Genomic DNA, 11,443 nt, shown 5'->3' with positions numbered 1-11,443 from the left:
GGCCGCCCAGCCGGCGGCCTGGGCTTCTGCGGAGGCCCGGTGCCGGGCCGGCTCCACCGGCCCCGAGCCACCCCCGATGTGCCAGCGCCAGGCCCGCTCGCCGCCCGGATCCGCCCGCCGGGCCTGGCCGTCCGCGTCCCGCCAGGTCAGCGTCCCGGCGGCGGCGACGCTGACCCCGGTGTCGTCGACGGCCAGGTCCAGCGGAGCGTCGGACCGCAACCCGGCGAACAGCACCGAGGCGGCGAGCGGCCGTTCGTACTCGGCGGCGTAGCCGGTCAGGCCGTCCGGACCCTCGACGACGAAGACCCGCGACCCGATCGCCGAACGGGGCAGCCCGGTCCGCGCAGCCGTCACTTGCCACCCAGCCCGGAGGACGCCATCGAGTTGAGGATCTGCCGCTGGGCGATCACGAACACGATCAGCATCGGGATCGTCGACAGCGCGGACGCCGCCATGATCAGCCCGTAGTTCACCCCGGCGTACTGGCCCTGGAACTGGGACAGCAGCAACGGCACGGTGAACAGGTTGGAGCTGTTCAGCAGCACCAGCGGCAGCAGGAAGTTGTTCCAGGCGTCCAGCGCGGTGATGATCGCGAGCGCGCTCAGCCCCGGCCGCAGATTCGGCAGGATCACCGAGAAGAACGTCCGCAGCCGGCTGCAGCCGTCGATCAGCGCCGCCTCCTCCAACTCGATCGGCAGCGACAGGATGAACTGGCGCATCAGGAAGACCGCGAACGGATTCACCAGCATCGCCGGGACGATCAGCGACAGGTGGGAGTCCACCCAGCCCAGGGTGCTCATCACCACGTAGGTGGGGATCAGAGTGACCTGCTTGGGGATCATCTGGGTGGCCAGGAAGATCACGAACAGCACGCCCGAGCCGCGGAATTTGATCCGGGCGAAGGCGTAGGCGGCCATCGCCGAGGTGATCAGCGTGCCGACCACGCTGAGCGCGGCGATGTAGCCGGAGTTCCAGTACGCCAGCGGGAACGGCACCGCGTTCCAGCTGTTGACGTAGTTGTCCAGCGTCCACGGGTCGGGCAGCAGCGACAGCGGGGCGTTGAGCAGCTGGCCCAGCGTCTTCACCGAGGTGAGCACCATCCAGATGAACGGGAACACCATCGCCAGGCCGGCGACGATCAGCCCGGCGTGCATCGCCACGGCGCTCCACTTGACGACCGGACGACGGGCGTCGATGGCCTCAGAGGTCATAATTCACCAGCTTCTTCTGGGCTGCCAGCTGGATCATGGTGACCACCAGGGTGATCAGCAGCAGGATCACCGAGGCGGCACTGGCCACGCCGAATTTCGCCGACCGATAGCCGACGTCGTAGATGTGGTACACCATCGTCCGGGTGGCATTGTCCGGCCCGGCGTCGTTGGTCAGCACGTAGACGATGTCGAAGGTCTGGAACGACGAGATCACCGCGACGATCGTGGAATAGAAGATGACCGGGCTGATCAGCGGCATCTTGATCCGGAAGAACTGGCTGACCGGGCTGGCGCCGTCGACGGTGGCGGCCTCCAGCACCGAGGGCGGAATGTTCTTCAGCCCGGCCAGGAAGATCACCACGTTCAGGCCCATCGACGACCAGATCGCCACCAGGCAGACGGCGATCAACGCCAGCCGCGGGTCGCCCAGCCAGTCCGGTGGGTCGATCCCGAACATCGAGGCGAGGGATTCGCTGATCAGTCCGTCGGAGCGCAGCATCTGCTGCCAGATCATCGCCACCGCGATCGACGAGGTGACCACCGGCGCGAAGAACATCACCAGGTACAGCGCCCGGGTGCGCAGCTTCTCCAGCAGCGTCGCCACCACGATGGAGGCGCCCAGCCCGACCGGCACGGTGACCACGGCGATGACGAAGGTGTTCACGATCGAGCGCAGGAACACCGGGTCGGTGAGCTGGTCGGTGTAGTTGTCCAGGCCGATCCAGCGGATCGGGCCCAGCCCCGACCATTTGCCGAACGACAGCGCGATGGTCAGGGCGAACGGGATCAGGACGAAGACCACCATGCCGATGGTCTGCGGCGCGACGAAGAACCAGCCCCACCAGCGGTCGCGCCGCCGCCAGGCGGGGAGCCGTCGGCGGGCGTGAGGCACGCCCGCCGACTCTGCGGTCACCTTACTTCGCCTTCGCGATCAGGTCGGCCGTGGCGTTCAGGGTGTCCTGCGCGCTCGCCTTGCCCTGGTAGAGCTCCAGGAACTTCTTGGCGATGTCGCTGGACAACCCGGGCACCCGGGATTCGGCGGCGTAGTCGACGAAGCCGCGGTCGCGCATGTCCAGGAAGGTCTGGGCGTGGGCCGGGTAGCCGTCCAGGACGACGTCGTCGGCACCCTTGATCGACGGCACCGCGTTGCCGCCGCCGGACAGCCGGGTCTTCTGGCCCTCGGCGCTGAGGAACTCCGACCAGAACAGCTTGGCGGCGTCCGGAGCCTTGGTGGCGGCGTTGATCGCCAGGTACGAGGCGGCCAGGCCGGTGGACGGCGCCTTGCCGTCCGGGCTCGGCCAGTCGACGATGTCGTAGTTCTCCGGCTTGCCGGCCTCCTTCACGGTGCCGATGGTGTAGCGGCCCTGGGCGAAGAAGCCCGCCTTGTGGCTGATGAAGACCGAGTCGGCGCCGGCTCCCGAGGGCAGCGTGTCGGCGACCACGAAGGTCTTGTTCTGGAACAGCTTGCCGAGCTGGTCGACCGCGGCGATCGCCGCGGCGTCGGTGTTGGCGACGAATTTGTCGCCGTCGTAGGCCTTGCCGCCCTGGCTGGAGATCCAGCCGTAGTGGGTGGCCCAGTAGTTCCAGAACATGGTGCCGGTCTTGCCCTTGTTCTTGAGCTTGGCGTTCATGTCCAGGAAGGCCTGGGTGGTCCACTTCCCGGCGGCCGCCAGGGTGGCCGGATCATCGGTGATCCCGGCGTCCTTCAGGGCGGTCTTGTCGTACCAGAGCGCGTCGGGGTTGACGTCGTTGGGGGCGGCGAAGATCTGGTCGTTGACCGTGGCGGCACCGAAGGTGGCCGGGTTGAAGGCGTCGTAGGGAGCGACCGCGTTCGGTGCCTTGAGCACCTCGGTGACGTCCATCAGCGCGCCGGAGTCGACGAACTGGCCGATCTTGTCGTCGCCGACGTAGAAGACGTCCGGGGCCGTCTTGGAGGTGAGCTGGGCGAGCAGCTTGGCGTGGTAGTCGCTGTAGGACGGCACCGACTGCAGCGTCACCTTGATGTTGCTGTGCTTGGCCATGAATTTGGCGTTGAACTCCTCGTAGCGCTTCAGCTCCGAGGGAGTGCCCCAGGTCGACCAGACCACCGTCGCCGGTGCGCTGCTGTCGCCGGGTGCCGGGGCGGGGTTCTGACCGCTTCCGCTGCCGCTGCAGCCGCTCAGCATCAGTGCTGCAGCCGCTGCCGCCGCGAGGATCTTGGGCCGTTTCGAGGTCATCCGGGTTCTCCAATCGCCGACGATTTTGGATAGAGTATTTTGTATACTGTAGATCGCGCAAGGGTTTTGGTTCAGATTCGCCTCCGCGGGCAGGCCGGTCGTGACACAGTTCTCGATATGCCGACAGCAGACCGTGGCCAGCTCTTTCCCGGCAAGAAGTTCATCTCCACCGTGTTGGAGGCGCTCGACGCCAAGACCGCGATGAGCGGCGACATGACCCGGCGCTACCTGCAGCGGGCGGCGATGGCGGGCATCATCATCGGGGTCTTCTACCTGATCAACTACACCGTGATCGCGGCCTTCGTCGAGGTCGACCCCGGGCTGCGGCCGATCGGACGCCTGGTCGGCGCGCTGGCCTTCGGCTGGGCGCTGGTGTTCATCTACTACTCGAAGTCCGAGCTGCTCACCTCGAACATGATGATCGTCTCGATCGGCGCCTACTACCACCGCACCGGCTGGGGTCAGGCGGTGCGGCTGCTCGGGCTGTGCTTCTTCGGCAACTTCCTCGGCGGCCTGCTCATCGCGCTGCTCGGATCGGTCAGCACCGTGGTCTCCGGCGGGGTGCTCGCCGAGGTTCTCGGATCCGTCGCCCACAAGCTGGAATACGTCTCCAGCGGGCCGATGGGCTGGACCGACCTGCTGGTCCGCGCGATCCTGTGCAATTTCATGATCAACATGGCGATGTTGCTGGTCTACAACGGGCTGATCAAGGAGGACGTGACCAAGGCCCTGGTGATGATGGCCTCGGTGTTCGTGTTCGCCTTCGGCGGGCTGGAGCACTCGGTGGCCAACACCGTGCTGTTCACCGTGACGGCGCTGCGGGACGGGATCGACCTCGGCCTCGCCCTGGGCAACGTGGCGATCGCACTGGTCGGCAATTTCATCGGCGGCGGCTTCCTGATCGGCCTCTACTACGCCTACGTCAACGACGACAGCGACTACAAGCAGTCGCGGGTCTGAGGCTCGGTTCCGGGTCTCCGGGTCAGCCGATCACATCGGCGGTCGCCGGACGGGCCGCGATCCGCAGCAGCGCCGCGGCGTCCAGTTCGATCGTGGTCTCGGGGTCGCCGCCTCCGCAGTAGACGCTGCCCATGCCGGGCACGGAGGAGTCGAGCAGCACGACCACTCCGGGATCGGCGCAGACCGGGCTGACCCCGCCCGGCTGCATGCCCAGCGCAGCCACCGCGTCGGCGGACGCCGGACGCAGCTGCGACCGCGACACCCCCAGCGCCCGGGCGACGGCGCCGTACTGCACCCGGGACGGTCCGGGGACGCCGACCAGCGCCACGGTGCCGTCCGGAAGCCCGAAGGCCAGCGTCTTCACCGAGGTGGTCCAATCCAGCCCGGTCAGGTGCAGGTCGGCCTCGCCGCGGATCGGCGGATGGGTGTGCACCCGGTAGCTCTCACCGGCGGCGTCCAGGGTCTGCAGCACGCGATTCACCGGCCCATTGTGCTGGCCGGCGACGTCCGGCGCACGGGGGAGGAGGTCCCTCGCCACCCCGATTTGGGCGCTCACCGCGTCCTGGACTAGACTCAACCTTCGGTCACCTGTGTCATCAGGTGCGTCCACGTCCAGATAAGGGAGCAATGGCGAAGAAGGAAGGCGCCCTCGAACTCGAGGGCAAGGTCGTCGAAGCACTGCCGAATGCGATGTTCCGGGTGGAGCTCGCCAACGGGCACCGGGTGCTGGCCACGATCAGCGGAAAGATGCGGCAGCACTACATCCGTATCCTGCCGGCCGACCGGGTCGTCGTCGAGTTGTCCCCCTACGATCTGACCCGCGGCCGCATCGTGTACCGGCACAAGTGATCCGCACGACATCCACCACCGGTTCCGGCCGCCGCGATCCCCGAGCCCTGTGCCCGGGGACTGTTGTGTCCGGGGCGACGAGTCAGAAAGTTGCTCGATGAAGGTTCAGCCGAGCGTCAAGAAGATCTGTGACAAGTGCAAGGTGATTCGCCGGCACGGTCGCGTGATGGTGATCTGCGACAACCCGCGGCACAAGCAGCGCCAGGGCTGACCTGGCCCCGCAGCCGTAGGGCCGCAGCACACCGGACGGGTTCGCCCCCGTCCACCGTCCGGATCGGGCGGACCAACAGAACAACGTGATCGCACCATCGAGGGCATGCCCTCGATGCCACCCCCGGTCGGAGGCCGGGGCCCACGCCGAGGCGGCGAGGGGACGCATCACGCCAGACACCTCCGCGGACCGGGCCGACGCCCCGTCCGGAATCGAAAGGAAACGCCTCATGGCACGCCTCATCGGGGTTGATCTGCCGCGCGACAAGCGGCTGGAGATCGCCCTCACCTACATCTTCGGCATCGGCCGCACCCGCGCCACCGAAACCCTGGCCGCCACTGGGATCAGTGGCGACATCCGTGTCCACCAGCTGACCGACGAGCAGCTCGTCGCGCTTCGCGATCACATCGAGGCGAACTACGAGACCGAGGGCGACCTGCGCCGCACCGTCGCCGCCGACATCCGGCGCAAGATCGAGATCGGCTCCTACCAGGGCCGTCGTCACCGCATGGGCCTCCCGGTTCGCGGTCAGCGCACCCGGACGAACGCCCGCACCCGAAAGGGCAAGAAGAAGGCCGTCGCCGGGAAGAAGAAGGGCCGCTGACGCGGCTCCTCCTCACACGAGATACCAGGAGTACTGAGAACACATGGCTACTGCAGGCCGCACCAAGGCTCAGGCAGCTTCCAAGACGAAGCTGCGCCGCAAGGAGAAGAAGAACGTCACCGCCGGTCAGGCGCACATCAAGTCGACGTTCAACAACACCATCATCACCATCACCGACCCGACCGGTGCGGTGATCTCGTGGGCTTCCGCCGGCACCGTCGGCTTCAAGGGCTCGCGCAAGTCGACCCCGTTCGCCGCCCAGATGGCCGCCGAGGCCGCGGGTCGCCGCGCCATGGAGCACGGCATGAAGCGCGTGGACGTGTTCGTCAAGGGCCCCGGCTCCGGCCGGGAGACCGCGATCCGTTCGCTGGGCGCCGTCGGCCTCGAGATCGGCCCGATCTCCGATGTCACCCCGGTGCCGCACAACGGCTGCCGTCCGCCCAAGCGCCGTCGCGTCTGAGCCCGAGCCGAGAGAGAAGGACTGAACCATGGCCCGTTACACCGGACCCATCACCAAGAAGTCGCGCCGGCTCGGCACCGACCTGGTCGGCAACGACAAGGCGTTCGAGCGCCGCGCCTACCCGCCCGGCGTGCACGGCCGCGGCCGGATCAAGGAGAGCGAGTACCTGCTGCAGCTCCGCGAGAAGCAGAAGGCCCGCTACGCCTACGGCGTGCTGGAGAAGCAGTTCCGCCGCTACTACGAGGAAGCCAACCGGCTGGCCGGCAAGACCGGTGACAACCTGCTGATCATCCTCGAGTCCCGGCTCGACAACGTCGTGTACCGCTCCGGCCTGGCCAACACCCGCCGGCAGGCCCGCCAGCTGGTGGTGCACGGCCACTTCCTGGTCAACGGCAAGAAGGTCAACATCCCGTCCTACCGGGTGAGCCCCTACGACATCATCGACGTCGCTCCGAAGTCGCTGAACTCGCTCCCGTTCGTGATTGCCCGCGAGACCCACCACGAGCGCTCCGTTCCGGGCTGGCTCACCGTGCGTCCGAACAAGGGCCGCATCCTGGTGCACCAGCTGCCGGTCCGCGACCAGATCACCATCGACGTCCAGGAACAGCTGATCGTCGAGCTCTACTCCAAGTAAGCCCATTCGGGGACGCCGGTGCGCCGGCGTCCCCGAACCCCGCTCGGGACCGACTCGAGCGGCCGCCAGCACTGCCGTCATATAGCGGTCGGCAGGAAAGGAATCACAACTCCATGCTCATCGCACAGCGTCCGACCCTGACCGAAGAGGTCGTCGACGATTACCGCTCCCGCTTCGTCGTGGAGCCGCTGGAGCCGGGTGTCGGCTACACCCTCGGCAACTCGCTGCGCCGCACGCTGCTGTCGTCCATCCCGGGCGCGGCCGTGACCAGCATCAAGGTCGAGGGCGTCCAGCACGAGTTCTCCACCATCGAGGGAGTGGTCGAGGACGTCACCGAGATCATCCTCAACCTCAAGGGCCTGGTGCTCTCCTCCGAAGAGGACGAGCCGGTCGTCATGTACCTGCGCAAGGCCGGCCCGGGCGAGGTGACCGCCGCCGACATCGCGCCGCCGGCCGGTGTGGAGATCCACAACCCCGACCTGCACATCGCCACCCTGAACGAGACCGGCAAGATCGAGATGGAGCTGGTCGTCGAGCGGGGCCGCGGCTACGTGTCCGCCGCCCAGAACAAGAACCTCGACTCCGAGATCGGCCGGGTGCCGGTCGACTCGCTGTACAGCCCGGTGCTGAAGGTCACCTACAAGGTGGAGGCCACCCGTGTCGAGCAGCGCACCGACTTCAACCGGCTCACCCTGGACGTCGAGACCAAGCCGTCGATGACCCCGCGCGACGCGGTCGCCTCGGCGGGCAAGACCCTGGTGGAGCTGTTCGGCCTGGCCCGCGAGCTGAACGTGGACGCCGAGGGCATCGAGATCGGCCCGTCCCCGGTGGACGAGCAGCTGGCCGCCGACCTGGCGCTGCCGGTGGAGGAGCTGAAGCTCACCATGCGGAGCTACAACTGCCTCAAGCGCGAGGGCATCCACACGGTGTCCGAGCTGGTCTCCCGGTCCGAGCAGGACCTGCTCGACATCCGCAACTTCGGCTCGAAGTCGATCGAAGAGGTCAAGCTGCGGCTGCACGAGATGGGTCTGTCGCTGAAGGACAGCTCGCCGGGCTTCGATCCGCTGGCCGCGCTCAACCGCTACAACGACGACGCCGACTTCGGCGACGACTACTGATCCGCGAATAGGAGAAAACCCGAAATGCCCAAGCCAACCAAGGGCCCCCGGTTCGGAGGCTCGCCGGCCCACCAGCGGATCATCCTGGCCAACCTGGCCAGCCAGCTTTTCGAGCACGGCAAGATCACCACGACCGAGGCCAAGGCCAAGCGGGTCCAGCCGCTGGCCGAGCGGCTGATCGCCAAGGCCAAGCGCGGTGACCTGCACAACCGCCGCCAGGTGCTCGCCACCATCACCGACAAGGGCGTGGTGCACGTCCTGTTCACCGAGATCGCCCCGAAGCTGGCCGATCGCGACGGTGGCTACACCCGGATCACCAAGATCGGGCCGCGCAAGGGCGACAACGCCCCGATGGCCGTGATCGAGATCGTCAGCGAGAGCGTCGAGGAGTCCCGCAAGAACAAGGCCAAGGCCAAGGGCGCCTCCGCGGCCCCGGCCAAGAAGGCCGCCGCCCCGGCGGCCCCGAAGCGGGCCAAGCCGGAGTCGGCTCCGTCGACCCCGTCGTCGGCCTCCGCCCCGTCGGCGCCGTCCGCCGATGAGGACGCCAAGGCCTGAGCCTGATCCAGCAACTGCCCGGTCCCCGCTCGGGGGCCGGGCAGTTCTGCGTTCCGGTCCTCCCGCCCATCCCACCGCTCGCCTAACTATTTAGCGCTCGCTGAATTCAGCGAGCGCTAAATAGTTAGGCGAGCGCTGATCGATCGTGTCCCGGCTGCGGCGCACTCATCCCGCCGGGCACGTCCTCGCTCGGAACGGCATCGAGCAGGACTTCCCTAGGCGAGCGATGGGTGGGACGCCCACTGAAGACACGAAGAAACTGGGCTCCCAACGGTGGGAGCCCAGTTTCTGGTGGTGATGTGAAGACCGGTCCTCGGGGGGAGTGAGGCCGTCCTCGGCTCCGGGCTCCTCGGGGGGAGTGAGAAGTTCCGGGCCCTATCGCGGGGTGGGTGTCACAGGACGCGGCGGCAGCTCCAGGGCTTGAAGCCGCGCTTGGCGTAGAGGCGGTTGGCGACCGTGATCTGCTCGGCCTTGCTCGCCTTGTGCGGGTACTTCGCGAAGTGCTGACCCTTCACCGAGCGCCAGGTGGCCAGGTTGAACTGCAGGCCGCCGTAGTAGCCGTTGCCGGTGTTGATGTGCCAGCGGCCGCCGGACTCGCACTTGGCGATCTTGTTCCACTTGGCCAACCGGGCCAGGTTGAGCTTGCGCTTGTCGTTGCTGCCGACCAGCACCTTCTTGTTGATCACCTTCTTGGTGACCTTCTCCTTCACCACCTCGGTGCTGGAGACGCCGTTCACGGTGGTGGTCAGGTAGGTCCGGGTGGCCTTGCCGTTGCGGCCCTTGGTGACCACCTTGGAATCGCCCTTGTAGAGCTTCTTGCTCGGGGTCTTCACCGTGGTGTACTTCAGGGTGACCTTCTTGGTGGTGGTCTTGGTGCTCACCACGTCCACCACCAGCGCCATCCGGTCGGTGAGCGCGGCGTCCAGCCCGGGGGTGACGCGATCGTCGGCGTCCACGGCCAGGTTCAGCTGCGCGATGGCGCCGGCGACGGTGTCGACGCCGCTCACCTGCACCTGGCTCTCCACACCGGCGTAACGCAGGTTGAGGGTGACCGGGGCGGCCTCGGCGTATGCCGGCAGCACGGTGGCACCGGCCAGCAGCAGGGTGCCGCAGGCGGCCAGGGCGGACAACTTGGTGAATGACGACATCGAGTGCTCCTCTTTCGACAGGGTCAGGCGGCGTGCCGGCAGCCCCAGGGCGCCAGGCCGGCCTTTGCGTAGTAGCGGTTGGCCACGGTGATCTGCTCGGCGCGGCTGGCCAGGTCGGCGCGCGGGGCGAAGTCGGTGCCGCCGTTCGCCCGCCAGGACGCGTTGGCGAACTGCAGGCCGCCGTAGTAGCCGTTGCCGGTGTTGATGTTCCAGCGGCCACCGGACTCGCAGCGGGCGATCCGGTCCCACATGGCGGCGCGGGCCAGATTGATGCCGGCACCGGAGGAGCGACCGGAAGCGCTGGAACCGCCGGACCCTCCGCTGCTGACCTTCTTGGTACCGATCACGACCTTCTGCTTCACCGGCGCCATCACGACGATGCGCTTGAGCACCTTCTTGGTGGCCTTGCCGCCGTTGACCGTGGTGTATTCGTAGGTGACCTCGGCCTTGCCGTTCTTGCCGGCCTTGGTGACCTTGGTCTGGCCCTTGAACAGCGACTTGCTGGAGGTCTTGGTGGTGCCGTAGCCGACCTTCTCGGTCTTGGTCTTGGTGGTGACCGTGACCCGGTCCAACGAGACCGTCTGCTTGTCGGTGACGGCGGTGGCGAGGCCGGGCTTGATCCGGTCGTCCACCTGCATGCTGAGGTTCTGCTCGCCCAGCAACTCGGCGACGGTGCCGGCCGTGGTGCTGATCTTCTTGGTCTTGCCGGCCACCTTGAGGGTGACCTGCTTGGCGGTCCGGACGTCGACCACCAGGCCCTCGCGGCCGATGCCGGCGGAGCGCGAGACGGAGAAGTCGGCGCCGCCCAGGCCGCGCAGCTCGGCGGTGGCCAGGGCGCCGTCCAGGGTGGTGGCGGTGGTGTAGAACTCGGTCGGCTTGCCGTCCACCAGGAGCGTCACCTTGCGGGCGAACTGCACCCGGACGTCGCTGCCGTCGCTCACCGGAGAATCGACCGCGGGGAACACCAGGTCACGCGGGCCGACCTCGAGGCCGTTGGCGCGCAGCACGTCGCCGACGGTGGCGGCGTAGCTGGTGCTGGTCGTGGGCTCCTGGCCGTCGATGGTGAGGGTGATCGTCTTGTCGAGCGAGGTGGCCGTCACGGCACCCCCGGCGAGGACGACGGCTCCCGCGAGGGCTGTCAGCTTCCAGGACCAGATCACGATAGGTGTAGCTCCAGTAACTCGGGTGAAAGGTTCGGCGTTCATGAGAACAACCTGAGAAAGAGTGTGACTGAAGCTGAGAAAACAAGCAAATTTATCAGGGCGTTCGCTTCATGTTCACGTCAGGTCCGGTAGTCAGGGCGATTTCGGGGGACGCCGGCGTCCGGCCCGTGGATGCCGCTCGTCCGGGCCGCGGGCGGTCGCCGACCCCCGGGCCCCACCTCGCGCTCGCCTAACTATTTGGGGCCCGCGGAGTACAGCGACCCCAAAATAGTTCGGCGAGCGCGAGGTGGGGCCCGGGGGTCGGCGACCGCCCG

Annotated in this window: 15 protein-coding genes; 8 read left to right on the top strand and 7 right to left on the bottom strand. The window is 67.4% G+C overall.

The genetic code is table 11. The features are described 5' to 3' along the window. From QM582_RS13075 to QM582_RS13060, 4 genes are all read right to left on the bottom strand, one after another. On the bottom strand, positions 1-354 hold a 354-nt coding region (locus QM582_RS13075; RefSeq protein WP_415085058.1), incomplete at its 3' end, for a hypothetical protein. Further along, the gene (locus QM582_RS13070; protein WP_415085056.1) at positions 351-1,211 is read right to left on the bottom strand and encodes a carbohydrate ABC transporter permease; all 861 of its coding nucleotides are present in this window, start codon (positions 1,209-1,211) and stop codon (positions 351-353) included. The genes QM582_RS13075 and QM582_RS13070, both read right to left, overlap by 4 nt. Further along, positions 1,201-2,103 (bottom strand): carbohydrate ABC transporter permease, encoded by a 903-nt coding sequence (locus QM582_RS13065; RefSeq protein ID WP_415085054.1) that lies wholly within the window; start codon positions 2,101-2,103, stop codon positions 1,201-1,203. Before QM582_RS13065 ends, QM582_RS13070 begins: the two co-directional genes overlap by 11 nt. A 22-nt stretch (positions 2,104-2,125) precedes the next feature. After that, positions 2,126-3,427, bottom strand: a complete 1,302-nt coding sequence (locus QM582_RS13060; RefSeq protein WP_415085052.1) for an ABC transporter substrate-binding protein — start codon at positions 3,425-3,427, stop codon at positions 2,126-2,128. A 117-nt stretch (positions 3,428-3,544) separates the two neighbouring features. On the opposite strand from QM582_RS13060, the gene QM582_RS13055 reads away from it, so the two are divergent. Continuing rightward, complete coding sequence (locus QM582_RS13055; RefSeq protein WP_415085050.1) at positions 3,545-4,387, top strand: formate/nitrite transporter family protein; 843 nt, start codon at positions 3,545-3,547, stop codon at positions 4,385-4,387. Between the two features lie 22 nt (positions 4,388-4,409). Here QM582_RS13055 and QM582_RS13050 read toward each other — a convergent pair whose 3' ends face one another. Next, positions 4,410-4,868 carry an aminoacyl-tRNA deacylase gene (locus QM582_RS13050; protein ID WP_415085048.1) on the bottom strand — a complete coding sequence of 153 codons (459 nt, stop codon included), beginning with the start codon at positions 4,866-4,868 and terminating at the stop codon, positions 4,410-4,412. Positions 4,869-5,014: 146 nt separating this feature from the next. Between QM582_RS13050 and infA the strand changes: the two genes are divergently transcribed. The 7 genes from infA to rplQ all read left to right on the top strand — a co-directional run bounded on the left by infA (position 5,015) and on the right by rplQ (position 8,818). After that, positions 5,015-5,236, top strand: coding sequence for a translation initiation factor IF-1 (gene infA, locus QM582_RS13045; RefSeq protein ID WP_415085046.1), 222 nt, complete (start codon positions 5,015-5,017; stop codon positions 5,234-5,236). A 97-nt stretch (positions 5,237-5,333) separates the two neighbouring features. After that, on the top strand, positions 5,334-5,447 hold the full coding sequence (gene rpmJ / locus QM582_RS13040) for a 50S ribosomal protein L36 (protein ID WP_002514836.1): 114 nt from the start codon (positions 5,334-5,336) through the stop codon (positions 5,445-5,447). Between the two features lie 229 nt (positions 5,448-5,676). Next, positions 5,677-6,051, top strand: coding sequence for a 30S ribosomal protein S13 (gene rpsM / locus QM582_RS13035; protein ID WP_415085043.1), 375 nt, complete (start codon positions 5,677-5,679; stop codon positions 6,049-6,051). A 43-nt stretch (positions 6,052-6,094) separates the two neighbouring features. Beyond that, positions 6,095-6,511: a 30S ribosomal protein S11 gene (gene rpsK, locus QM582_RS13030; RefSeq protein WP_415085041.1), complete on the top strand. Its 417-nt coding sequence runs from the start codon at positions 6,095-6,097 to the stop codon at positions 6,509-6,511. A 28-nt stretch (positions 6,512-6,539) separates the two neighbouring features. After that, a complete protein-coding gene (rpsD, locus tag QM582_RS13025) occupies positions 6,540-7,145 on the top strand; it encodes a 30S ribosomal protein S4 (RefSeq protein WP_415085039.1) in 606 nt (201 codons plus the stop codon). Positions 7,146-7,258: 113 nt separating this feature from the next. Then, positions 7,259-8,263, top strand: a complete 1,005-nt coding sequence (locus QM582_RS13020; RefSeq protein WP_415085037.1) for a DNA-directed RNA polymerase subunit alpha — start codon at positions 7,259-7,261, stop codon at positions 8,261-8,263. Between the two features lie 24 nt (positions 8,264-8,287). Then, positions 8,288-8,818, top strand: coding sequence for a 50S ribosomal protein L17 (gene rplQ / locus QM582_RS13015; protein WP_415085036.1), 531 nt, complete (start codon positions 8,288-8,290; stop codon positions 8,816-8,818). Positions 8,819-9,210: 392 nt separating this feature from the next. Here rplQ and QM582_RS13010 read toward each other — a convergent pair whose 3' ends face one another. Both QM582_RS13010 and QM582_RS13005 read right to left on the bottom strand, forming a co-directional pair. Beyond that, the gene (locus QM582_RS13010; protein ID WP_415085034.1) at positions 9,211-9,966 is read right to left on the bottom strand and encodes a transglycosylase family protein; all 756 of its coding nucleotides are present in this window, start codon (positions 9,964-9,966) and stop codon (positions 9,211-9,213) included. Positions 9,967-9,989: 23 nt separating this feature from the next. Further along, the gene (locus QM582_RS13005; protein WP_415085032.1) at positions 9,990-11,066 is read right to left on the bottom strand and encodes a transglycosylase family protein; all 1,077 of its coding nucleotides are present in this window, start codon (positions 11,064-11,066) and stop codon (positions 9,990-9,992) included. Positions 11,067-11,443: the final 377 nt, after the last annotated feature.

This window comes from Micropruina sp., from assembly GCF_047607385.1.
In the GTDB taxonomy this organism is placed as follows: Bacteria; Actinomycetota; Actinomycetes; order Propionibacteriales; family Propionibacteriaceae; genus Micropruina.
The sequence above is the reverse complement of the archived record's forward strand: the minus strand, read 5'-3'. Positions and strand labels throughout refer to the sequence as shown.

Excerpts from the sequence above, each read along its gene's own strand:
- QM582_RS13010 (WP_415085034.1), bottom strand. The coding sequence starts at position 9,966 with ATGTCGTCATTCACCAAGTTGTCCGCCCTGGCCGCCTGCGGCACCCTG.
- infA (WP_415085046.1), top strand. The coding sequence starts at position 5,015 with ATGGCGAAGAAGGAAGGCGCCCTCGAACTCGAGGGCAAGGTCGTCGAA.
- rpsD (WP_415085039.1), top strand. The coding sequence starts at position 6,540 with ATGGCCCGTTACACCGGACCCATCACCAAGAAGTCGCGCCGGCTCGGC.
- QM582_RS13070 (WP_415085056.1), bottom strand. The coding sequence starts at position 1,211 with ATGACCTCTGAGGCCATCGACGCCCGTCGTCCGGTCGTCAAGTGGAGC.
- rpsK (WP_415085041.1), top strand. The coding sequence starts at position 6,095 with ATGGCTACTGCAGGCCGCACCAAGGCTCAGGCAGCTTCCAAGACGAAG.
- QM582_RS13020 (WP_415085037.1), top strand. The coding sequence starts at position 7,259 with ATGCTCATCGCACAGCGTCCGACCCTGACCGAAGAGGTCGTCGACGAT.
- QM582_RS13060 (WP_415085052.1), bottom strand. The coding sequence starts at position 3,427 with ATGACCTCGAAACGGCCCAAGATCCTCGCGGCGGCAGCGGCTGCAGCA.
- rpsM (WP_415085043.1), top strand. The coding sequence starts at position 5,677 with ATGGCACGCCTCATCGGGGTTGATCTGCCGCGCGACAAGCGGCTGGAG.
- rplQ (WP_415085036.1), top strand. The coding sequence starts at position 8,288 with ATGCCCAAGCCAACCAAGGGCCCCCGGTTCGGAGGCTCGCCGGCCCAC.
- QM582_RS13055 (WP_415085050.1), top strand. The coding sequence starts at position 3,545 with ATGCCGACAGCAGACCGTGGCCAGCTCTTTCCCGGCAAGAAGTTCATC.
- rpmJ (WP_002514836.1), top strand. The coding sequence starts at position 5,334 with ATGAAGGTTCAGCCGAGCGTCAAGAAGATCTGTGACAAGTGCAAGGTG.